Annotated in this window: 19 protein-coding genes; 1 reads left to right on the forward strand and 18 read right to left on the reverse strand. The window is 71.3% G+C overall.

Annotated features, from left to right (window positions below):
- Nucleotides 1-46 precede the first annotated feature (46 nt).
- The 18 genes from BCF74_RS11950 to mraZ form a co-directional block, all read right to left on the reverse strand.
- Nucleotides 47-1,480, reverse strand: coding sequence for a DivIVA domain-containing protein (locus BCF74_RS11950; protein ID WP_106298186.1), 1,434 nt, complete (start codon nucleotides 1,478-1,480; stop codon nucleotides 47-49).
- Between the two features lie 85 nt (nucleotides 1,481-1,565).
- Nucleotides 1,566-1,844, reverse strand: coding sequence for a YggT family protein (locus BCF74_RS11955; RefSeq protein ID WP_106298187.1), 279 nt, complete (start codon nucleotides 1,842-1,844; stop codon nucleotides 1,566-1,568).
- Nucleotides 1,845-1,892: 48 nt separating this feature from the next.
- Nucleotides 1,893-2,375: a cell division protein SepF gene (locus BCF74_RS11960; RefSeq protein WP_106298188.1), complete on the reverse strand. Its 483-nt coding sequence runs from the start codon at nucleotides 2,373-2,375 to the stop codon at nucleotides 1,893-1,895.
- A gap of 54 nt (nucleotides 2,376-2,429) precedes the next feature.
- Nucleotides 2,430-3,152 (reverse strand): YggS family pyridoxal phosphate-dependent enzyme, encoded by a 723-nt coding sequence (locus BCF74_RS11965; RefSeq protein ID WP_245889325.1) that lies wholly within the window; start codon nucleotides 3,150-3,152, stop codon nucleotides 2,430-2,432.
- Complete coding sequence (gene pgeF / locus BCF74_RS11970) at nucleotides 3,149-3,871, reverse strand: peptidoglycan editing factor PgeF (RefSeq protein WP_106298233.1); 723 nt, start codon at nucleotides 3,869-3,871, stop codon at nucleotides 3,149-3,151. The genes BCF74_RS11965 and pgeF overlap by 4 nt, the downstream gene beginning before the upstream one ends.
- 73 nt (nucleotides 3,872-3,944) lie before the next feature.
- The gene (gene ftsZ, locus BCF74_RS11975; RefSeq protein ID WP_106298190.1) at nucleotides 3,945-5,279 is read right to left on the reverse strand and encodes a cell division protein FtsZ; all 1,335 of its coding nucleotides are present in this window, start codon (nucleotides 5,277-5,279) and stop codon (nucleotides 3,945-3,947) included.
- 258 nt (nucleotides 5,280-5,537) lie between these two features.
- On the reverse strand, nucleotides 5,538-6,284 hold the full coding sequence (locus tag BCF74_RS11980) for a cell division protein FtsQ/DivIB (RefSeq protein WP_245889326.1): 747 nt from the start codon (nucleotides 6,282-6,284) through the stop codon (nucleotides 5,538-5,540).
- Between the two features lie 101 nt (nucleotides 6,285-6,385).
- Complete coding sequence (gene murC / locus BCF74_RS11985; RefSeq protein WP_106298192.1) at nucleotides 6,386-7,834, reverse strand: UDP-N-acetylmuramate--L-alanine ligase; 1,449 nt, start codon at nucleotides 7,832-7,834, stop codon at nucleotides 6,386-6,388.
- Nucleotides 7,835-7,836: 2 nt separating this feature from the next.
- Entirely contained in the window at nucleotides 7,837-8,946 is a 1,110-nt protein-coding gene (gene murG, locus BCF74_RS11990) for an undecaprenyldiphospho-muramoylpentapeptide beta-N-acetylglucosaminyltransferase (RefSeq protein ID WP_245889327.1), read from the reverse strand.
- Nucleotides 8,943-10,202: a putative lipid II flippase FtsW gene (gene ftsW, locus BCF74_RS11995; protein ID WP_106298193.1), complete on the reverse strand. Its 1,260-nt coding sequence runs from the start codon at nucleotides 10,200-10,202 to the stop codon at nucleotides 8,943-8,945. The genes murG and ftsW overlap by 4 nt, the downstream gene beginning before the upstream one ends.
- Nucleotides 10,203-10,206: 4 nt before the next feature.
- Nucleotides 10,207-11,733, reverse strand: a complete 1,527-nt coding sequence (murD, locus tag BCF74_RS12000) for a UDP-N-acetylmuramoyl-L-alanine--D-glutamate ligase (RefSeq protein WP_106298194.1) — start codon at nucleotides 11,731-11,733, stop codon at nucleotides 10,207-10,209.
- Nucleotides 11,733-12,812 (reverse strand): phospho-N-acetylmuramoyl-pentapeptide-transferase, encoded by a 1,080-nt coding sequence (gene mraY / locus BCF74_RS12005; protein WP_106298195.1) that lies wholly within the window; start codon nucleotides 12,810-12,812, stop codon nucleotides 11,733-11,735. The genes murD and mraY overlap by 1 nt, the downstream gene beginning before the upstream one ends.
- Nucleotides 12,809-14,224: a UDP-N-acetylmuramoyl-tripeptide--D-alanyl-D-alanine ligase gene (locus BCF74_RS12010; protein WP_106298196.1), complete on the reverse strand. Its 1,416-nt coding sequence runs from the start codon at nucleotides 14,222-14,224 to the stop codon at nucleotides 12,809-12,811. The genes mraY and BCF74_RS12010 overlap by 4 nt, the downstream gene beginning before the upstream one ends.
- Nucleotides 14,221-15,762, reverse strand: a complete 1,542-nt coding sequence (locus BCF74_RS12015; protein ID WP_106298197.1) for a UDP-N-acetylmuramoyl-L-alanyl-D-glutamate--2,6-diaminopimelate ligase — start codon at nucleotides 15,760-15,762, stop codon at nucleotides 14,221-14,223. Before BCF74_RS12015 ends, BCF74_RS12010 begins: the two co-directional genes overlap by 4 nt.
- A gap of 11 nt (nucleotides 15,763-15,773) precedes the next feature.
- Nucleotides 15,774-17,579, reverse strand: a complete 1,806-nt coding sequence (locus BCF74_RS12020; protein WP_106298198.1) for a peptidoglycan D,D-transpeptidase FtsI family protein — start codon at nucleotides 17,577-17,579, stop codon at nucleotides 15,774-15,776.
- 332 nt (nucleotides 17,580-17,911) lie between these two features.
- On the reverse strand, nucleotides 17,912-18,646 hold the full coding sequence (ftsL, locus tag BCF74_RS12025; protein ID WP_106298199.1) for a cell division protein FtsL: 735 nt from the start codon (nucleotides 18,644-18,646) through the stop codon (nucleotides 17,912-17,914).
- A complete protein-coding gene (gene rsmH, locus BCF74_RS12030) occupies nucleotides 18,643-19,626 on the reverse strand; it encodes a 16S rRNA (cytosine(1402)-N(4))-methyltransferase RsmH (protein ID WP_106298200.1) in 984 nt (327 codons plus the stop codon). The genes ftsL and rsmH overlap by 4 nt, the downstream gene beginning before the upstream one ends.
- A gap of 199 nt (nucleotides 19,627-19,825) precedes the next feature.
- On the reverse strand, nucleotides 19,826-20,257 hold the full coding sequence (gene mraZ, locus BCF74_RS12035) for a division/cell wall cluster transcriptional repressor MraZ (protein ID WP_106298201.1): 432 nt from the start codon (nucleotides 20,255-20,257) through the stop codon (nucleotides 19,826-19,828).
- Between the two features lie 429 nt (nucleotides 20,258-20,686).
- On the opposite strand from mraZ, the gene BCF74_RS12040 reads away from it, so the two are divergent.
- A complete protein-coding gene (locus tag BCF74_RS12040; protein ID WP_425432825.1) occupies nucleotides 20,687-21,658 on the forward strand; it encodes an AAA family ATPase in 972 nt (323 codons plus the stop codon).
- The last annotated feature ends 3 nt before the right edge of the window (nucleotides 21,659-21,661 follow it).

The raw sequence follows: 21,661 nt of genomic DNA on the forward strand, positions 1-21,661 counted from the left end.
CCGGAGAATCCGGGTGCCCAGTGCTGGTGCAGGTGTCAGTGACGCGTCACTGCTTCTGCTTGGCCTGCTCCTCGACCTCGAGGTCCACAGCCGTGTTGTCGAGCTCCTTGAGCTGGCCCTGGATGTAGTTCTTGAGGCGCCCGCGGTAGTCGCGCTCGAAGCCGCGCAGCTGCTCGATCTTGCGCTCGAGCGCCGCCTTCTGCTCGCTCAGCTCCTCGAGGATGGCCGCCTTGCGCTGCTGCGCCTCGTGCACCATGCCCGTGGACCGCTCGCGCGCCTCGGTGATGAGCTCCTCGCGCTTGCTGTTCGCGTCGGCCAGCAGCGTGTCGTGCTGGTGCTGCGCCGTGGAGATGAGCTCGTCGTGCTGGCTCTGCGCCGTCGAGATGAGCTCGTCGTGACGGCCCTGACCCGTGGAGATGAGCTCGTCGTACTTGCTCTGACCGGTGCTGAGGAACTCCTGGTGCTTCGCCTCACCCGTGCGGAGCAGCTCGTCGTGACGCTGCTGCGCCTCGCGAACGAGCTCGTCGCGACGGCTCTCACCGGCGGACACGTGCTCGTCGTGCAGGCGCTGAGCGAGTGCGAGCACGCCCGCCGCCGAACCGGCGCCGGCCCCACCGGCGGCCGCGAGAGCAGCGACATCTCCGCCCTCGGACTGCTGACCCTGACCCTGGGCGGCCTTGATGCGCTCCTCGGCCTCGGCCTCGGCCTGCTCCGCCTCCGCCTGAGCCTTCTGGATGCGCTTCTGCGCCTCGGCCTCGGCCTCCTCGACGCGCGCCCGCAGGGTGGCGAGCTGCTCGTCGTTCTGGCTCTGGGCGCGGTCGTAGACCGCCTGGCGCTCCTCGTCGTCGCGGGCTGCCGCAGCCTCGCGCTCGGAGCGGTCGCGGTCGCGCTCGGACACAAGGGTGTCCCGCTCGCCACGGAGCGCGTCGCGCTCCTGCAGGACCGAGTCGCGCTCTCCCACAATCGAGTCGCGTTCGCCACGCAGGGCGTCCCGCTCACCGACCAGGGTGTCGCGCTCTCCCACGAGGGTCTCGTGCTGGCCGCGCAGGTCGGTCAGCTGCTGCTCCGACTCGGCGAGCTGCTGCTCGAGCTGCTTGACCCGGGCCTCGAGCTCGGAGTTGCGGGCGTTCAGAGCGTCGCTGGACTCGCCCTGCCCCTGGCCGTTCGTCTCCAGCTGCTCGAGCTCGCGAACGCGGGCCTCGAGCTCGCTGTTGCGGCCCTCCAGTCGCGCGATCTCGGCGGAGCGGTCGCCACCGCCGGTGCTCGCCGGAACCGGCATCGGCGCCGTCGCCGGCTCGAGACCGCGACCCTGACGGCAGTCGTCGAGCTGCTTGCGCACCTCGTCTCCGGACTTCGACATCCGGCGCATCTCGGCGACGATGTCATCGAGGAAGTCGTCCACCTCGCGCTCGTCGTAGCCGCGTCGGAACTGGGTGGTCGTGAACGTCTTGTTGAGGACGTCCTCGGGAGACAACGCCATGTCAACTCCTCTGGTCGGTCGGGTCGTGTCGGTCACGTTCGGTTGCTCCAGGCTGGGACTGGACTCCGGGGCTCAGCCAAACACCCTAGTTGAGGATCGCCAGCAGGACATAAAGAGCGATCACGAGCACCATGAAGGCGAGGTCGATGGCCACGCCACCGAGCCGCAACGGTGGGATGACCCGTCGCAACGCGTTGAGCGGCGGGTCGGTCAGGGTGTACACCGCTTCAGCGATGACGAGCATGACTCCACGCGGACGCCAGTCGCGGGCGAACATCCGCACCCAGTCAAGGATGAGCCGCCCGAAGACGACAAGGAGGTACAGCCACACGACGAGTGCGAGCAGCGAACGCACGGTGTTCATGGGACCAGTGTGCGCGAGCCGGCTGTGATGCGGCTGAGGGGGGCCGCGTCAGCTCTGGTTGAAGAGGGTGCGGCCCGGTGCGGCCGTGGCCTCCTCGGCATTGACCTCGACGGTCGACGGCGACAGGAGGAAGACCTTGCTCGTCACGCGCTCGATGGCTCCGTGCAGACCGAAGACGAGACCGGCCGCGAAGTCGACGAGCCGCTTGGCGTCCGCGTCGTCCATGTCGGTGAGGTTCATGATCACCGGGGTGCCCTCGCGGAAGTTCTCGCCGATCGTCTTGGCCTCGTTGTACGTGCGCGGGTGGATCGTCGTGATCCGCGAGACGCCGGTCGCCTCGGGGGTGCGGACGACCTGGGCGACACTGCGCCGGTTGAGCGGGGTCACCTCCGCGCTGCGCTCACGCTCGCGCGGCTCGTCGGTGTCGTAGGCCTCGTCGGTGTCGTACTCGTCGTAGGCCTCGTCGTAGTACCGGCCCTCGTCCTCGGCCAGCCCGAGGTAGACCATCGTCTTGCGCAGCGCGCCAGCCATGAGTACTCCTAGTGCGAATCGGCGGCCCGGGTGGCCAGTTCTTCGGGATTGAAGTTACCCAAGTGACGCGCGAGTTCCGAGTATTGCCGTGCCGACACGCAGGTGTGTCGCACCTTCGGCCACGGCAGCCTCGAGGTCCCCGCTCATCCCCGCGGACAGCCAGGTCGCGTCGGAGTGGTCCGCCCGTATGCCGTCCGCGACCTCGCGCAGGCGCGCGAAAGCGGGTCGTGGGTCACCGTCGCGGGGCGCCACCCCCATCACTCCCCGCAGTCGCAGTGCCTCGGCCGAGGCGACGAGGTCGGACAACCGAGCAGCCTCCTCGGGCGCGACCCCTCCGCGTCCCGCGACCCCGGCGGCGGCGTCCTCCCCGCCCTCGTCGAGCCCGACCTGCACGAGGACGTCGAGCGTGCGTCCGTGGCGCTGGGCCGCGCGGTCGAGTGCGCCGACCAGCTTGGGTCGGTCGAGGCTCTGGACGACGTCGGCGTAGGACGCGACGTGGGCCGCCTTGTTGGACTGGAGCTGTCCGACGAAGTGCACCGTGAGGGCGTCACGGTGAGCCAGCTCGGCCACCTTCGCGGCAGCCTCCTGGTCCTTGTTCTCCCCGATGTGCGTCACGCCGAGCTCTGCGAGCAGGTCCGCGTCCGAGGCCGGGAATCGCTTGGTCACGACGACGAGCTCGACCTCCCGCGGGTCGCGGCCCGACGCCCGTGCCGCATCGGCGATGCGGGCTCGAACCTCGTCGAGACGGGCCGCGAGCTCGTCGCGGCGCACGGTCACGACTCGCTCCGCACGATCACGCCGGCGAACCGTCCCGTCGTCCCGTCGCGCCGGTAGGAGTAGAGGGCCTCGTCCTCCCTGGCGCATCCGGGAACCCATTCCACGTCGTCGACGCCATGGGCACGCAGCTGCGCGACCACGCCCGCCGCGACGTCGATCGCGGGCGTCCCCGTCCACGACACCGTGACGGATTCGGGGGCCACTGCGGCCGCCTCGTCGCGCATCTGCGCGGGCACCTCGTAGCAGCGGCCACAGACGCTGGGGCCGACCGCCGCCGAGATCCGCGTGGCACCGAGATCCCGCATGACCGAGATGGCCTGCGGCACAACGCCTTTCGTCATACCCGGGCGCCCCGCATGAACCGCCCCGATGACTCCGGCCGCCTCATCGGCGAGCAGGACGGGCGTGCAGTCCGCCACGAGCACGCCGAGCGCCAGCCCGGGCTCGGCCGTCACGACGCCGTCGACGACGAGCTGGCCGTCTGGCTTCTCGGTGACGACCGCGACGTCGGCGCCGTGGCACTGGTCCATGAAGACGAGCCGCTCGAGCCCGACCCCCAGCTCGCGAGCGACGCGAATCCTGTTCTCCCCCACAGCTTCCGCGGTGTCGCCCACGTGCCCGCCAAGGTTGAGGCCGGCATACGGCTCCTCGCTCACCCCGCCGAAGCGGTCGGTGAAGCCACGACGGAGAGTGCTCGTGTCACTGCGCCAGAAGAACACCACACCACCGTAGACGTGGCGAAGGGCGACCGGTCGCACCGGTCGCCCTTCGCTCAGCTGGTCGCCTGACGCCTCACTTGAGGAAGTCGGGCACGTCCAGGTCGTCGCCGTCGTCGAAGGTCACCGTGCGCGGCGGCGCCGGGCGCTGCTGCTCCGGCTCCGTGCCGCGCTGCGCCGGCTCTGGCTGACGGGCAGGCTGCTGCGGAGCAGGAGCCTGACGGGGCTCGGCCTGTGCCGGACGAGCCGAGGGCTCGGCACTCGGGCGCTGGCCGGCACCGTCGCCGGGACGCTGAGCCGGCACCTGTCCCTGACCGGGCTGGGCCTGCTGTGCGCCACCCTGGCCCTGGGCCGACGCACCGGCCGACTGCGGCTGGCCGGACTGCTGTTGCTGCTGCGCCTGCTGGCTGCGGCTCGGGCCCTGGATGCTGCCGATGCCTCGCTCGTCGGGTCGCTTGACCGGGACGCCGCCGTCGAAGCCGGCGGCGATGACGGTCACCCGGACCTCGTCGCCCAGGGCGTCGTCGATGACGGCGCCGAAGATGATGTTCGCCTCCGGGTGAGCCGCCTCCTGGACGAGCCGTGCAGCCTCGTTGATCTCGAACAGACCCAGGTCGCTGCCGCCCTGGATGGAGAGCAGGACGCCGTGGGCGCCGTCGATGCTGGCTTCCAGCAGGGGGCTGCTGATGGCGAGCTCGGCGGCCTGCACGGCGCGGTCCTCACCGCGGGCCGAGCCGATGCCCATGAGCGCCGAGCCGGCGCCCTGCATGACCGACTTGACGTCGGCGAAGTCGAGGTTGATCAGGCCCGGGGTCGTGATGAGGTCGGTGATGCCCTGGACACCGGAGAGCAGGACCTGGTCGGCGCTGCGGAACGCGTCGAGCATCGACACGGCGCGGTCGCTGATCGACAGGAGCCGGTCGTTGGGGATGACGATGAGGGTGTCGACCTCTTCGCGCAGGTTGCCGATACCGGACTCGGCCTGGTTGGCGCGGCGGCGCCCCTCGAAGGTGAACGGGCGGGTCACGACACCGATGGTCAGGGCGCCGAGGCCCTTGGCGATGCGCGCGACGACCGGAGCACCACCGGTGCCGGTGCCGCCGCCTTCGCCGGCGGTGACGAAGACCATGTCGGCCCCCTTGAGGACCTCCTCGATCTCCTCGGCGTGGTCCTCGGCGGCCTTCTTGCCGACCTCGGGGTCGGCTCCGGCACCGAGACCGCGGGTGAGCTCACGGCCGACGTCGAGCTTGACGTCGGCGTCACTCATGAGCAGGGCCTGGGCGTCGGTGTTGATCGCGATGAACTCGACGCCCTTGAGGCCGACCTCGATCATCCGGTTGATGGCGTTGACACCACCCCCACCGATGCCGACGACCTTGATGACGGCCAAGTAGTTCTGCGGTGTTGCCACGGCGTGGGCCTCTCCTGGTTGCTGCGTGTGGTTCATTGCGTCCGTGCATCCGGTGCGAAGCCTCGACCTCGAGTCAAGAGTCACAGTTTGGTCACGACCCGGATGCAGAGACGCTAGGCGTCAGCACGCCGTCATGCAACGAGGTCATGGGCGTGTCGCAGCCCGGCTCGCCGATTCTGCCCCACCTGTGCCCCATGGGTCACACCACCCCCATCTGCACCATCGGCCTGATGTCGAGAGTGAGGCCGAAAGGCGACCTCATCGCGAGACCGGAGTCTCCGGTGCGCTGACGTCGATGAGCTCGGGCTTGGTCGCGAGCAGCGCCCGCAGGATCTCGACCTTGCGGTCCGGCGCGTCGGCTCCGCCCCACACCACCTTGACGCCACCGAGGGTGAACGTCACGAGGTTGGCACTGCTCACCTGGATCGCCGTCACCTGCGAGGCGAGATCCTGCGGCAGGGCGCCGATCAGCGACAATGCAGCCTCGAGCGAGTCGCGGCTCATGCCCTTCGTCGAGGCGGCGGTCACGACCGGCACCCCGGCCGGCGCGGTGCGCACGGTGCCGAACGCGACCCCGGTCGCGTCCACAACCTCAAGTTGACCCTGAGGGTTCTTGAGCACGAGGGCGGCCTTGCGGGGCACCACGTTGACGCGCAGCGTCGACGGCCAGCCGCGCTCGACCGAGACCTCGGCGATGGTGCGCCGTGTGCGGACCCGCTCCTCGACGGCGTCGACATCGACCCGCGCGAGGGGGGTCCCGTCGGGGACGTCGACCAACGACTCGACCGCCGTGGCATCGGCTCCGCGGACGCCGGAGACCTCGACCTCGCGCACGGCGAGGACCGGACTGAACAGGGCGACCCACGCCACTCCCGCGAGGGCGGCCAGTCCGACCAGGGCCCACAGCAGGCGTCGCCACGGCCTGCGACGGTTCTGCAGCGCGCGCTCCCGGAACCTCGGGTCGGCGGCGCCGTAGCCCGACCGCGCAGTCCCCGAGGGTCGCACCGGGCCAGCCCCCGAGGGTCGCACCGGGCCAGCCCCTGAGGGGCGCGCCGGGCCCCGCGAGGGACGTGCTCCGCGGCCGGGACCGGCGTTGCCACGGGCGCTCATCGCGCCTCCAGGGCACGCAGCACGTCATCGGCCAGATCGGTGACGTCACCGGCCCCCACGACGAGGACGAGGTCGCCGTGCGCCGCCACGTCCGCGAGAGCGGCGGCGGCCTCCGGGAACGAACCACCGACCGTGATGGTCCGCTCCCCCGGCAGCTCGCGCAGCGGGGCCGCGACGAGCTCGCTCGTGACGCCTTCCATCGGCTCCTCCCGAGCGCCGTAGATGTCGAGCAGGATGACGGTGTCGGCCGGGGCCAGCCCAGCGGCGAAACCGGAGGCGAAGTCGCGCGTGCGCGAGTAGAGGTGCGGCTGGAACGCGACATGGAGCCGACCCCCGCGACGGCGCGCCAGCTCGGCCGCGGTCGCGACGACGGCGGTGACCTTGCCGGCGTTGTGGGCGTAGTCGTCGACCACGGTGACGCCGCGAACCTCACCGCGCACCTCGAAGCGTCGACGCGCGCCGAGCGAGCCGGCCAAGCCGTCGAGGACCGACACCGGGTCCGCACCGAAGCCCTCGGTCGCCGCGAGGAACGCAGCCGCGGCGTTGAGAGCGTTGTGCACACCCGGGATGGGCAGGGCGAGAGTGCGGGCCTCACCGCCGCGCAGCCGCAGGACGGTTGTCGTCCCCAGCCCGGCGTCGTCGGCCCGGTGCTCACTGAGCCGGAGGTCGGCGGACTCGGCGAAGCCGTAGGTGAGGGTGCGGATGCCCTTGGCAGCCGCCGCGCCGGCGAGCCGGGCCGACCCCTCGTCGTCGGCGCAAGCAACGAGGAGACCACCGGGCACGATCGTCGCCGCGAAGGCGGCATACGCCTCCTGCACCCCCTCGAACGTGCCGTAGAAGTCAAGGTGGTCCGGCTGGACGTTGGTCACGACCGCAACCTCGGGGCGGTAGGTGAGGAAGGAGCCGTCGCTCTCGTCGGCCTCGACCACGAAGATCTCTCCCCCGGTCCACGCGGCGTTGGTCCCCTGCCCGGTCAGCTCGCCACCGGAGGCGAACGACGGGTCGAGCCCCGCTGACTGGAGCGCCACGGTGAGCATCGACGTCGTCGTCGTCTTGCCGTTCGCACCGGCCACGGCCGCGCGGCGGGTGTCTCCCATCGTCGCCGCGAGACCTTGGGACCGGTGCAGCACAAGGAGATTCGCGTCGCGTGCGGCGCGCAACTCGACGTTGGTCTCGGGGATCGCCGACGAGATGACGACCGTGTCGACGTCCGTGACGTGGCGTGCGTCGTGACCGACGAAGGCCCGTGCACCGAGATCGCGCAGGGCGTCCAGGGTGGGGCTCTGCTTGGCGTCCGAACCGCTCACCGTGACACCGCGCGCGAGCATGATGCGCGCCACGGCGGACATGCCCGCGCCACCGATGGCGATGAAGTGGACCCGGCCGAGGGAACCGAGCCCGGGGACCTCGGTCGTGAAGTCGAACCGGGGCGCCGCTGCCGCCATCCTCAGGCCCTTCCGGAAGCGGCGTCGACGACGAGGTCGGCGAGGAGCTCGTCACCGTCACGCTCGCCCACCGAGGCAGCCGCCCTGGCCATGTCCGAGAGGCGCTCAGAGTCGCGCAGCAACGGCACGAGCGTCGACTCGACCCAGCCCGCGGTGAACTGGGCGTCATCGACGAGGATGCCGCCCCCCGCGTCGACGACCGTGCGCGCATTGAGACTCTGCTCGCCGTTGCCGATCGGCAGGGGCACGTAGGCCGCGGGCAGCCCGACGGCCGTGAGCTCACACACCGTGTTGGCACCCGAACGCGCGACGACGACGTCGGCGGCGGCATACGCGAGCTCCATGCGGTCGGCGTAGGGCACGACGACGTAGGGGGCGCCGCTGCCTTCCTCGACGACGAAGTCCTTGCCCGCGCCCGTCACGTGCAGGACCTGCACCCCCGCCTCGCGCAGTGCCGTCGACGCGCCGTGGAACGCCTCGTTGATGCGCTGGGCACCCAGCGAGCCCCCGGTCACGAGGACGGTGGGCCACAGGCCCTCGAGCCCGAAGGCCGCGAGCGCCTCGGCGCGGCGCGCACGCCGATCGAGCGTCGCGATCTCGCGACGCAACGGCATACCCGTGACGGTCGCGCGTGGGAGCGGGGTGTCGGGGAAGGTCACCGCGACGTGCTTCGCGAACCGCGCGCCGAGCCGGTTCGCGAGCCCCGGGCGGGCGTTCTGCTCGTGGATGACGACGGGTATGCCGCGTCGCCGCGCCGCGAGGTACGCGGGCGTCGCGACGTAGCCACCGAAGCCGACGACGACGCGGGCGCCGGAGTCGGAGATGACCCGGTCCGCGGCGTCGACGGCCGAGCGCAGGTTGCGTGGGAGCCGGAGCAGGTCGCCGCTCGGACGCCGGGGCATGGGCACCTTGGGCACGACCTCGAGGTCGTAGCCACGAGCAGGCACAAGGCGAGCCTCGAGCCCGGTCTCGGTGCCCAGCGCGGTGATCCGCACGTCGGGCTCACGCCGACGCAGGCAGTCCGCGAGGGCGAGCAGCGGCGAGACGTGCCCGGCCGTGCCGCCGCCTGCGAGCACGACCGAGCCGATGGAACCACCGGGACCTTCGCTCACCGGGACCACGGCTTCGGCAGCACGGCGATGGAGCGCCGCAGGATCGAGGGGCGGCCGGACAGCGCTGCGGCACAACCGGGTTCGGCCCGGGCGAAGGACAACAGGATGCCGACCGCGAACATCGTCGTGACGAGTGAGGACCCACCCGAGGACACGAACGGCAAGGGCACGCCGATCACCGGGAGCAGGCCGATGACTGCGCCGACGTTGACCATGGCCTGGACGACGATCCAGCACATGATGCCGGCGGTGGCGATCCGCACGAAGGGGTCGGACGTCCGCATCACGAGCCGGTAGCACGCGAACGCCAGGATGAGGAAGAGGCCGAGGACGGTGATCGTGCCGAGCAGCCCGAGCTCCTCGCCGATGATCGCGAAGATGAAGTCGTTGTGCGACTCCGCGAGCCACTGCCACTTCTCCCGGGACCCACCCAGGCCGAGGCCGAGCCAGCCGCCGTCGGCGAGGGCGTAGCGGCCCTGGATGCTCTGGCGGGCAGCGCCGAACGGGTCGGTGTCGTTGCCGAGCCAGACGTCGAAGCGCGCCAACCGGTTCGGGCTCGTCACCACGAAGGAGACCGCGACGGTGGCGAAGAGCAGCGCCGACGCCGCGAACCAGCGCCCCGGCACACCTGCGGTGAAGAGCACCCCGCCGACGATGGCGAGGAGGATCAGCACCGTCCCGAGGTCGTGGCCGAGGAGGACGAGTCCGACGGCGACGAGCGCGATGGGGAAGACGTAGGGCACGAGGGCGTGCCCCACCTGGTGCAAGTGCTTGCGCTTGGCCGCGAGGACGAGCCCGCCGCTCAGGGCGAGGCCCACCTTCAGCAGCTCGGACGGCTGCACCGTGAAGACCTGGAGGTCGAGCCAGTTGCGGTTGCCCTTGACGTCGAAGCCGAGGCCGGTGAAGACGAGCGCCTGGAGCACCAGGCCGACGACCATGACCGGCAGGGCGAGCTTCTTCCACGTGGGCACCGAGAGCCTGGAGGCCACGACGAGAGCGACGGTGCCGATGACCGCGAACACGAGCTGGTTGAGGAAGATCGAGTACGCCGACCCGGAGTTCGTGCGGTTCAGCGAGGTGACGACCGAGGCCGACAGGACCATGACGAGCCCGAACGTCACGAGGGTCGTCGCGACACCGGCGAGGACGTAGTACGTCGTGACCGGACGGTCAAGCCGCTGCAGCCATGCGGGGGTGTCGGTGAGGGCGCGGGCCCTCGTCGCCGCACCCTTGAGGGGGCCGGTCGTGCTGCTCACTGGATCACTCCCCCGTGGCCGCTCGGCGGAGCACCGCCTCTGCGAAGGCGTCTCCGCGCGCACCGTAGTTGTCGAACATGTCCATGGAGGCCGCCGCGGGTGCGAGGAGCACGACGTCACCCGGCTGGGCGAGCGTCGCGGCCTGCGCAACGACCTGGTCCATGGCTCCAGTGTCCGTGTCGGGGAGGTCGATGACGGGGACATCGGGGGCGTGTCGGGCAAGCGCCTGGGCGATCTGGGCCCGGTCGCGGCCGAGGAGCACGACACCGCGCAGCCGCGGCGCCGCGTCGCGGACGAGGTCGTCGACGTCGGCGCCCTTGAGGAGCCCGCCGGCCACCCAGACGACGTGCTCGTATGCCGTGAGTGACGCCGCTGCGGCGTGGGGGTTGGTCGCCTTGGAGTCGTCGACCCACCGCACGTCGCCGACCGTGGCGACCTCGGCCATGCGATGGGCGTCGGGCCGGAAGGCGCGCAGGCCCGCCGCCACGGCTCGGGTGGGGACACCGTGGGCGCGGGCCAGTGCAGCCGCCGCGAGGGCGTCGGCGACGAGATGCGGGGCAACGTCGGGCGCGTCGCCGCGAAGGTCGGCGAGGGTGGCGAGCTCAGCCGCGGCATGACGACGCTGCTCGACGAAGGCCCGGTCGGCGAGGACGTCATCGACCAGACCGACCATCGATGGCGCCGGGGTCCCGAGGGTGAACCCGATCGCACGGCAGCCTTCCTGGACCTCGGCGTCCTCGACGAGGCGTTCGGTCTGGGGGTCCTCGACGTTGTAGACGCAGGCGATCTCGGTGCCCTGGTAGATCTTGCCCTTGGCCGCGACGTACTCCTCGTAGGAGCCGTGCCAGTCGACATGGTCCGGGGCGATGTTGAGGCAGACCGAGGCCTGCGGCCGGATCGAGTCGGACCAGTGCAGCTGGAAGCTCGACAGCTCGACGGCGATGGCGTCGAAGGGCTGCGGGTCCATGATCGCCTCGAGGATCGGGGTGCCGACGTTGCCCGCACTGGTGGCGCGCTCCCCCGCTGCCTGCAGGATGGACGCGAGCATCTGCACGGTCGTCGTCTTGCCGTTGGTGCCGGTGATCGTCAGCCAGGGTGCCGCACCCTCGAGAGGGCGCATCCGCCACGCGAGCTCGACCTCGCCCCAGATGGGCACGCCGGCGGTTGCGGCGCCGGCGAGGAGCGGCTGGGTCGGCGGCCACCCCGGGGAGGTGACGACGAGGTCGACCGGCTCGGACGGCATACGGCTCACGTGCTCGGGACCGAAGCGCAGCTCGGCGTCGAGGATCTCGAGGATCCGCGCGCGCTCGGCGAGCGCGGGCGAGTCCTCCGGCGACGAGGCGTCGACGACGAGGACGTGCGCCCCTCTCTCGAGGAGGGCATCGGCCGCGGCGAAGCCGCTCACGCCGAGGCCGGCGACGAGGACGCGCAGGCCGGCCCAGTCGGCCTCGCGGTGCGTCAGGCCGTCGAGGCGCTCGCGCTGGTCGCTCGAACGGTCGCTCGGGTCAGGGTTCGCGTCGTGGGTGCTCATCAGACGCCTGCGACCCACTCGGCGTAGAAGATGCCCAGACCGAGCGCGACGAAGAGTCCGGCGATGATCCAGAAGCGGATGACGATCGTGACCTCCTGCCACCCGAGCAGCTCGAAGTGGTGCTGCAGCGGGGCCATCCGGAAGACCCGCTTGCCCGTGGTCTTGAACGACGCGACCTGGATGATCACCGACAGCGTGATGGTGACGAAGAGCCCGCCGATGATGACGACGAGGAACTCGGTCCGGGTGACGATGGCCAGCCCCGCCAATGCTCCACCCAGGGCGAGCGAGCCGGTGTCGCCCATGAAGATCTTCGCGGGCGAGCCGTTCCACCAGAGGAAGCCGAAGCAGGCACCCATGAGGGCGGCCGCGACGATGGCGAGGTCGAGCGGGTCGCGCACCTCGTAGCACTTCACGCCGGGGTTGGTCTGGCAGTTCTGGTTGAACTGCCAGATCCCGATGAGGACGTAGGCCGCGAAGGTCATCACCGACGCCCCGGTCGCGAGCCCGTCGAGCCCGTCGGTGAGGTTCACGCCGTTGCTCGTCCCGGCGATGATGAGGTTCGCGAAGAGAACGAAGAGCAGGATGCCGGCGATCGTCCCGGCGAAGGCGAGGTCGATGTTGGTCTCGCGCACGAAGGACACCTTCGTCGACGCGGGGGTGCGACCGGCGTCGTTGGGCATCTGCAGGGCGAGCACCGCGAAGACGGTGGCGACGAGGGTCTGCCCGAAGAGCTTCTCCTTGGACCGCAGGCCGAGGCTGCGCTGCTTGCTGATCTTGATGTAGTCGTCGAGGAAGCCGACGAGACCGAGACCGCTCATGAGGAACAGGACGAGCAGACCGCTCCAGCTCGGGGTCGACCAGAAGAGGAGGTGGGCTGCGGCGTATGCCGTGAGGGTCGCGCCGACGATGACCGCGCCGCCCATCGTGGGCGTGCCGCGCTTCGTGTGGTGCGAGGTCGGGCCGTCGTCGCGGATGAACTGGCCGTAGCCGCGCTTCACGAGCACCTTGATGTACATCGGGGTGCCGAAGAGCGCGACGACGAGGCTCACGACGGCGGCGACGAGGACGCCCTTCACGCTGTGCCCTCCTCGGTGGTCGTGGTGGAAGTTGAACTCTCGATGACTCGGTCTCCGAGCCACCGTAGCCCCGCGTCACGGCTCGACTTGAACAACACGACGTCACCTGCGGCGAGTTCTGCCCGCAGCAGCTCCTCGGCGGCCGCGGCGTCCGGCACCCAGCGCACGGTCGTGCCGGGGACGGCGGCGATCTCGGACATGGGCCGAGCGACCTCACCGACGACGACCAGTTCGTCGACGCCGCGCCGCTGCGCCTCCCGACCCACGCCGGCGTGGGCGTCGTCGGACTCCTGCCCGAGCTCGAGCATCGACCCGAGGACGGCCCAGGTGCGGCGGCCGGAGCCCATCGACTCGAGCGCCGCGAGGGCGGCGAGCATCGAGTCGGGGTTGGCGTTGTAGGCGTCGTTGACCACCGTGATGCCGTCGGCGAGCTCGGTGACCTCCATGCGCCAGCGGCTCACGACTCCGGCGGCACCGATCTCCCGGACGGCGTCGTCGAGACCCATCCCGCACTCGAGGGCCACGGCGAGGACGGCCAGGGCGTTGCCGACGTGATGACGCCCCACGAGAGTCATCGCGACGTCACGGTTGCCCGCCGGGGTCTCGACGCGGAACCTCGCCCGACCGTCGGAGCCGACGGTGACGTCCTGCGCCCGCACCTGCGCGTCCTCGGACTCACCGACGAGGATCACCCGGGCCGACGTCCGCCCCGCCATGGACCGGACCACCGGGTCGTCCGCGTTGAGGACGGCGAGGCCGTCCTCGGTCAGTGCCTCGACGAGCTCGCCCTTGGCCACGGCGATCGCCTCGCGCGAGCCGAACTCACCGACATGGGCGGTGCCGACGTTGAGGACGACGGCGATGCGCGGTGGCGCGATACGGGTGAGGTAGGCGATGTGCCCGATGCCGCGGGCCCCCATCTCGACGACGAGGAAGCGTGTGCCCTCGTCGATGCGGGTCACGGTGAGTGGAACGCCGACCTCGGAGTTGTAGGAGCCGACGGGAGCGATGGTCGGGGCCAGGGCGGACAGGACCGTGCCGAGCAGGTCCTTGGTCGTCGTCTTGCCGGAGGAGCCGGTGATGCCGACGACGGTGAGGTCCCGGGCCCGGTCAACGACGGCCCGCGCGACCGTCGCGAACGCCTCCTGGACGTCCTCGACGACGACGCACGGCAGCTCGGTGACGGGTCGCGAGGTGAGCGCCGCGACGGCGCCGGCGGCCGCTGCCCCGGCGACGAAGTCGTGGCCGTCCGCGGTCTCGCCGACCCGGGCGACGTAGAGGCTGCCGGCCTGCGCCTCACGCGAGTCCGTGACGACCGGACCGGTGACGACGACGTCCGCACCCGTGGTGGGTGAGGCGTGGACGGTACCGCCGGTGAGGTCGGCGATCTCCTTCAGCGACAACGGGATCACGACGTCACCTCGCGCGTGTCGGTGAGCGCGGCGCGCAGCTCGTCACGGTCGTCGAAGGGATGGGTGACCCCGCCGACCTCCTGCCCGGTCTCGTGGCCCTTGCCGACGACGGCGACCGTCGAGCCCTCCCCACCCGCACGGGCGAGCCGGACGGCCTCGCGGATGGCGGCGCGGCGACCGTCGACCTCGACGATGGCGGCCTCGCTGTCGACCTCCCGGGCTCCTTCGACGATGGCCGCACGAATGGCCGCCGGGTCCTCGGTGCGCGGGTTGTCGTCGGTGACCACGACGACGTCGGCGATGCCGGCAGCGGCCCGGCCCATGCCCTGGCGCTTGCCCCGGTCGCGGTCCCCGCCGGCCCCGAGGACGACGACGAGTCGGCCCGTCGTCGTGGGCCGCAGAGCGGCGAGGGCCGCCTCGACCGCATCGGGGGTGTGCGCGTAGTCGACGACGGCGAGGACGTCCTCGTCGCCGGGCACCCGCTCCATCCGCCCCGGGACGTGGGGGTCGGTGAGGATCGCGTTGCTCACCGCAGCGGTGTCTTCCCCGAGGAGCAGCAGCGCGGCGGCCGCCATCGCTGTGTTCGTGACGTTGAAGGCTCCGGGCAGCGCCGAACGCAGGTCGAGCTCGATGTCGTTGCCGCGCAACGTGAACCGCGCCGGGTCGGTCTCGTCGACGGCCACGGTCCAGTCGGCGTCCTTCCCCGGCCCGGTGGCCAACGTCGTGCGGTCGATGGTGGTCTCCTCGGCCAGCCGGCGACCCCAGGTGTCATCGACGCAGATGAGCGCGCGGCGAGCCCGTTCCGGCGTGAAGAGGTCGGCCTTGGCGGCGAAGTAGTCCTCCATGTCGGAGTGGAAGTCGAGGTGGTCCTGCGAGAGGTTCGTGAAGAGGGCGAGGTCGTAGACGACGCCGTCGACGCGGTGCTGGCTCAGCGCGTGGCTCGACACCTCCATGACGCAGGTGTCGGTGTCGCGCTCGGCCATGACGGCGAGGATGGCGTGCAGGTCCGGCGCCTCGGGGGTGGTCCGGACGCTCTTGATGCGCTCACCGCCGATGCGCGTCTCGACCGTCCCGATGAGCCCCGTGCGGTGACCAAGCGCCTCGAGCGCACTCGCGACGAGGTATGCCGTGGTGGTCTTGCCGTTGGTGCCCGTGATGCCGACCATCGTGAGCGGCGTGCGACCGGTGCCGTAGACCTCGGCCGCGACGGCACCGAGGACGGCTCGGGGCGAGTCGACGACGAGCACGGGGACGGCGGATCCCGCGGCGTCCACGCGCTGGGCACCGTCGGGGTCGGTGAGCATGGCGACGGCGCCGGAGGCGACCGCCTGCGCCGCGAAGTCGGCGCCGTGGGCACGCTCGCCCGGCAGGGCGGCATACAGGTCACCCGGACGCACCGACCGGGAGTCCAGCGTCACTCCCCTGACCGCCGGGGAGGAGCCGCCGGCCTCGGTCTGCGGGGTGAGGGTTGCGTCGACGAGCAGCGCGAGATCGCGAAGGCTCGGGCTGCGGTCGAGGGTGGGGCGGGGCGCGGACACGACGAGCCAGACTACTTGCCGCCCGAGGCTTTCCCGTCCTGCAGCGTCCGCGGGTCGGAGGCGGCCTGCTCGGGTGTCACCGTGAGCGGGACCTGGGGCTTGCTGGTCCCCGTCGGCGGGATCTTGAGCTCTTGGAGGGCGTAGGTCATGACGTCCTGGAACACCGGGGCAGCGACCGTGCCGCCGTAGATGCTCGCCGTGGGCCGCTGGAGGATGACCGCGACGACGAGCTGTGGGTCGTCGGCCGGGGCGTAGCCGATGAAGCTCGCCGTCTTGCCGGAGTACTTCCCGAGCTTGGCGTCGTAGTACTCCGCGGTGCCGGTCTTGCCGGCGACGCGGTAGCCGGGGATCTGCGCCGCCGGAGCCGTGCCCTCGTCGGACACCGCACCCTCGAGCATGGCGTTGAGCTTGGTCGCGGTGTCCTCGGAGATGACGCGCTTGCTCTTCTTCTGCGGAGCCTTCGCGAACTGGCCGTTCTCGTCGGTGGTGCCCTTGACGAGCGAGGGCGTGATCCGTACGCCGTCGTTGGCGATCGTCTGGAAGACCGAGGTGGCCTGGATCGCGGTGACCGACAGGCCTTGCCCGAACATCACCGTCGAGCGCTGGGTGCCGCTCCACTTCTCGGCGGGCGCGAAGATGCCGGCGGACTCACCCGGGAAGCCCAGACCGGACTTCGACCCGATGCCGAAGTTGCGGTAGTACTCCTCCAGGCGCTTCGGCTCGAGGGTCTCGCCGATGAGGATCGTCCCGATGTTGCTCGACTCCGCCAGCGTGCCGGCGACGGTGCGGTAGAGGGTCGGGTGGTCGTGGCTGTCCTTGAAGTTCGTGTCGAAGCGCTTCAACCGGTTGGGGATGACGACCGGCTGGTCAGGAGTGACCTTCTTGTCCTCGAGCGCGGCCGCGACCGTCATGACCTTGGCCGTGGACCCGGGCTCGAACACGTCGTTGAGCGCCTTGTTGACGAGGCTGCCCTTGGCGCTGCCGATGTCGTTGGGGTCGTACGTCGGGTAGGACGCGAGAGCGAGGACCTCACCGGTGCGGGGGTTCATGACGACCGCGGTGCCGGACTGGGCACCCATCTTGGCCATCTGCTGGGCGAGGGCGTTCTGGGCGTACCACTGGATGTTGGAGTTCACCGTCAGGGTGACGTCCTTGCCGTCGACCGCCTCGACACCGCCTTGTCGCCCACCCGGGATCTTCGACCCGTCGGGCGCCTTCTCGAAGACGGAGTACCCCGCCTTGCCGGCGAGCTGCTCGTCCACCATGAGCTCGAGCCCGCCACCGGCCTTGCCGTCGTTGGTGACGAAGCCGACGAGCGATGCGGCGTCGGGTCCCTGCGGGTAGACCCGCTCCGGCACAGACTCGGCGGAGTCGCGGTAGATGCCCGGGATGCCGAGCTCGGCGATCTTCCGCCAGGTGAGAGGGCTGACCTTGCGGTCGAGGATCTGGTACCGGCCGGCTCCGGTCAGCTTGGTGCGGACCTCGGCTGCGCTCTTGCCCAGGAGCGGGGCCAGGGCGGTCGCGGCGGCGTCGACGGCCTCGTCGCTCGTCGCCGGGTCACACTTCTGCCGGTCCTTCTGCTTGTAGGTGCAGACGGCCGTCGGGTCGGCGACGACGGTCTCGCGGGCACGGCTCGAGGCCAGGACGACGCCGTCGGAGGAGAGGATCTTGCCGCGCAGCGCCGGCGTGACGACCTTCTCGGTGCGCTGCTTGAGCGCCGCCTCGGCGACGGCTGCCGAGTCGAACCCCTGGATGCGCAGCAGCTGCGCAGCGAAGAGGCTGAAGACGAACAGCGTGGCGACGGTCAGTCCGCGCATCCGCCGGCGCGGGTTGCCCGGCGCTCCGGATCCGCGGCGCCGGGACGGCGGGCGGCGGGGCGGGCCTCCGCGGCCGCCACGAGCGGCGGCGGGTCGCTTCGCCGAGGCCGGCCGCGTGCCCTTCGGGCGGCGGCTGCCGGACGTGGGCCCGGTGCCCGACGCGGAGCGTCCGGTCGAGCCGGTGCGCTGGGTCGAGCCGGTGCGCTGGGTGGAGCCGGTGCGCGGGGTGGAACCGGCGCTCCCCCGTCCCGTCGCTCGGCGCCCCGACGGGGACGGAGTCCGTCGGGTCGCGCGTCCACGGGAGGGCGGCGGCGTGCGGGGAGTCGGCGGCGTCACGGCGTGGCGGTCGCGCTCGGTGCGGAGGAGGGCGACGCCGACGGTGTCGCGGACGGGGCTGTCGACGGCGTCGCCGACGACCGCGGGGTGCTCGAGGCGCTGGCCGACGGGGTGGGCTGCGGCTGTGCCGCGGGCACCGGCCGGCTCGACGTCGTGGTCGTGGTCTTGCCCGTGCGCGAGTCGACACTGGTCTTCGTCACCTCGACCGTGTCCCCCTTGATGGTCGTGACCGTGGTCGTCGTCACCGTGCCCTCCGTCCGGACGGTCGTCTTCGGCGTGGTGGCCGGGCGCTTGGCCGCGGCGGTCGTGTTGCCCTGTGTCGCCACAGTAAATTCCTTCTGCTGCGTCGCCGCAGACGCCACGCCGAGGACCTTGCCATCCTCGAGCCGGAGGAAGGCCGCCGTCTCCGCGGGCACCATCCCCATGCCGAGAGCGCGCTGGGCCAGCGCTGAGGGCGCGCTCTGCGCGTCGATGGCGTGGTCGAGGGCCTCCTCGGTCGCGGTGAGCTCGTTCGAGCGGTCCTGGAGGTCGCCGAGGACGAACGAGCCCTTGGCCATCGCGGTGTTGAGCATGAGCACGCCGAGCAGTCCGGCGACGAGCAGCGCGAGGCAGGCGCCGACGAACGCCGGCTGGCCCTGCGCCGGCTGCTCACGCACGACGCGCAGCGGGCGCGGACGGGTCGTCGGGCTGCCTGCCCGGTTCAGCGGGCGGACGGTTGCGGTCTGGCTCATGACCGGTCTCCCCTCGTGGAGCGGATGCGTTCGGCGACGCGCAGGACTGCGGACGCGGATCGTGGGTTGGTGGACTGCTCCTGCGCCGGTGGCTTCTCACCACGGACGAGGAGCCGGAGGTATGCCGCGTGCTCGGGCAGCTCGACCGGCATCCCGGGCGGGGTGGACGACGTCGCGCCGGCGGCGAGGGCCCGCTTGGTGATGCGGTCCTCGAGCGAGTGGTAGGACAGGACGGCGATGCGGCCGCCCACGGCGAGCACGTCGATGGCGGCGGTGACGGCGCGCTGCCACGCCCCGAGCTCGTCGTTGACCTCGATGCGCAGCGCCTGGAAGGTCCGCTTCGCGGGGTGGCCACCGGTGCGCTGGGACGCCGCCGGCACCGCGGATCGGAGCAGCTCGACCAGACGCCCCGAGGTCGTGAACGGCTCCTTGTCGCGCTCACGCACGACGGTGGAGACGATGCGGCTGGCGAACCGCTCCTCGCCGTACTCGCGCAGGATCCGGACGAGGTCGCCCGGCGCATAGGTGTTGAGGACGTCGGCCGCGGTCATGCCCCGGCCCTGGTCCATGCGCATGTCGAGCGGTGCGTCCTGCGCGTAGGCGAAGCCGCGGTCTGCCTCGTCGAGCTGCAGCGAGGACACTCCGAGGTCGAAGAGCACGGCCTGCACGCCCGACCCGGCGAGGCCGGCGTCAGCGACGACCTCGCCGATCTCGTCGTAGACGGCGTGAACGCCGGTGAAGCGGTCGCCGAAGCGGGCGAGCCGCTCCCCCGCGAGCGCGAGCGCCTCCTCGTCACGGTCGATGCCGATGACCCGCGCCTGAGGGCAGCGCTCGAGGACCGCCTCGGTGTGGCCGCCCATGCCGAGGGTGCCGTCGACGAGGACCGACCCCGGCGCCTCGAGCGCCGGCCCGAGCAGGTCGACGATGCGGTCGCGGAGGACGGGAACGTGCCGCTGCTCGGCGGCTCCCCGTGACTCCATCTGCATGCTCCTCATCGCTGGGCGTTCTGGCTGGCTCGGTGGGTGGGTGGGTGCTGGCTGGTCGTCGTGGCTCGTGGTGGTGAGGTCGTCCCTGGCGTTGTCGGCGGTGGGCCCCGGCCCCGGGTCCCCATCCGTCCGGCGCCCGGCACGGGGGAAGTCGTGCCGGGAGACCGGTCGGCTGGAGGCCGAGGGCCGGGGGTCACATGAGTCCGGGGATGACCTCCTCGGACTGCTCGGAGTAGGCCTGCTCGGTGCTCGCGAGGTACTCGTTCCACGCGTCGGTGGCCCAGACCTCGACGCGCGAGCCGGTGCCGATGACGGTGCACTCCTTGCTCAGGCCGGCGTACTGACGCAAGTGAGCGGGGATGGTGACGCGCCCCTGCTTGTCCGGGATCTCGTCGCTGGCGCCGGAGAGGAAGACGCGGATGTAGTCGCGCACGGCGCGGTTCGTCGTCGGCGCCTCCTGCATCTGCTGGGTCACCTTCGTGAACTCGTCCATGGGGAAGACGTAGAGGCAGCGCTCCTGCCCGCGGGTGACGACGAGGCCACCGGCCAGCCGCTCGCGGAACTTCGCGGGGAGGAAGAGCCGGCCCTTGTCGTCGAGGCGAGGCGTGTGCGTACCGAGGAACACGTTCCGCTCACCTCCCCATCGACTCGACCCGTGGGCGACACTTCACTCCGGTTTCCTCCACTTTACTCCACCTATGCGCCAGCACCAACCACATTGAGCACATTCACAGGCTTTCTTCGCAGGTCAGAAGCGGTGGTGCAAAGTGGAGCAGGAATGGGACCGGCAGCCTCCACGGGAAGGCCGCGCACGGCATACGCCCACCTCGCCCCGCACGAGGGGCGCCGTATGCCGTCCGCGCGCCGCGCGCGGAACCCTCCACGCCCGCTGTGAACCGACCCAAAGCGGTGCAAGCGCCTACCGAGGTGGAGCAATGTGGGGCAAGATCGAAGACCCGCGGCGCACGGCCTCGGGACAGCGAGCACAGGAGCCCCGGTGTCGGCACACGACGACCTCCAACGAGACCTGCACCCACAGCCGCAGACGGAGCAGCTGGACCCGACCGCCCGAGGCGCGTCACTGGACCAGGTGTTCCAGGTCGCGAGCCAGCTGCAGAGCGCGATGAACACCGTCATCGAGGGCAAGCCGGCCGCCGTCCGCACGGCAGTCACCGCCCTGCTCGCCGAGGGTCACCTGCTCATCGAGGACGTCCCGGGCGTCGGCAAGACGATGCTCGCCAAGACGCTCGGCCGCTGCATCGACGCCTCCGTGCGACGGGTGCAGTTCACGCCGGACCTGCTGCCGAGCGACATCACCGGCGTGAGCGTCTACAACCAGGACGTGCGCGACTTCGAGTTCCGGCCGGGCGCGATCTTCGCCAACGTCGTCGTCGGTGACGAGATCAACCGCGCGTCACCGAAGACGCAGTCGGCGCTGCTCGAGTCGATGGAGGAGGCCCAGGTCACGGTCGACGGGACGACCTACGCACTGCCCCGGCCGTTCATCGTCCTCGCGACCCAGAACCCCATCGAGATGGAGGGCACCTACCCCCTCCCGGAGGCCCAACGCGACCGGTTCATGGCGCGGATCTCGATGGGCTACCCGTCGGCGCGCAGCGAGCTCGAGATGCTCGACCAGCACGGCGCGTCCTCGCCGCTGGACGACCTGCGCCCGGTCACCGACGCGGCGACGGTCACCCAGATGATCGCGGCGGTGCGCGAGGTCTACGCCTCCCCCGCCCTCAAGCAGTACGTCGTCGACCTCACCCAGGCGACCCGGTCCAGCTCGGCACTGCGGCTCGGCGCCTCGCCCCGTGCGAGCCTGCACCTGCTGCGGGCCAGCCGCGCGCACGCGGCCCTCGCCGGCCGCGACCACGTGTTGCCCGACGACGTCCAGGCGGTCACCATCCCCGTCCTCGCGCACCGGCTCATGCTCACCGGCGAGAGCCAGCTCGCGCACCGCACCGCGGCCGACGTGCTCACCGACCTGCTGCAGCGGGTCCGCGTCCCTGCGCCGACCCGCTGAGGC

Source organism: Knoellia remsis (genome assembly GCF_003002895.1).
GTDB lineage: Bacteria > Actinomycetota > Actinomycetes > Actinomycetales > Dermatophilaceae > Knoellia > Knoellia remsis.

Coding starts and splice junctions, on each gene's coding strand:
- BCF74_RS11955 (WP_106298187.1), bottom strand. CDS start 1,844: ATGAACACCGTGCGTTCGCTGCTCGCACTCGTCGTGTGGCTGTACCTC.
- BCF74_RS12020 (WP_106298198.1), bottom strand. CDS start 17,579: ATGCGCGGACTGACCGTCGCCACGCTGTTCGTCTTCAGCCTCTTCGCT.
- ftsL (WP_106298199.1), bottom strand. CDS start 18,646: ATGAGCCAGACCGCAACCGTCCGCCCGCTGAACCGGGCAGGCAGCCCG.
- murC (WP_106298192.1), bottom strand. CDS start 7,834: ATGGCGGCAGCGGCGCCCCGGTTCGACTTCACGACCGAGGTCCCCGGG.
- rsmH (WP_106298200.1), bottom strand. CDS start 19,626: ATGGAGTCACGGGGAGCCGCCGAGCAGCGGCACGTTCCCGTCCTCCGC.
- murD (WP_106298194.1), bottom strand. CDS start 11,733: ATGAGCACCCACGACGCGAACCCTGACCCGAGCGACCGTTCGAGCGAC.
- BCF74_RS11950 (WP_106298186.1), bottom strand. CDS start 1,480: ATGGCGTTGTCTCCCGAGGACGTCCTCAACAAGACGTTCACGACCACC.
- BCF74_RS11960 (WP_106298188.1), bottom strand. CDS start 2,375: ATGGCTGGCGCGCTGCGCAAGACGATGGTCTACCTCGGGCTGGCCGAG.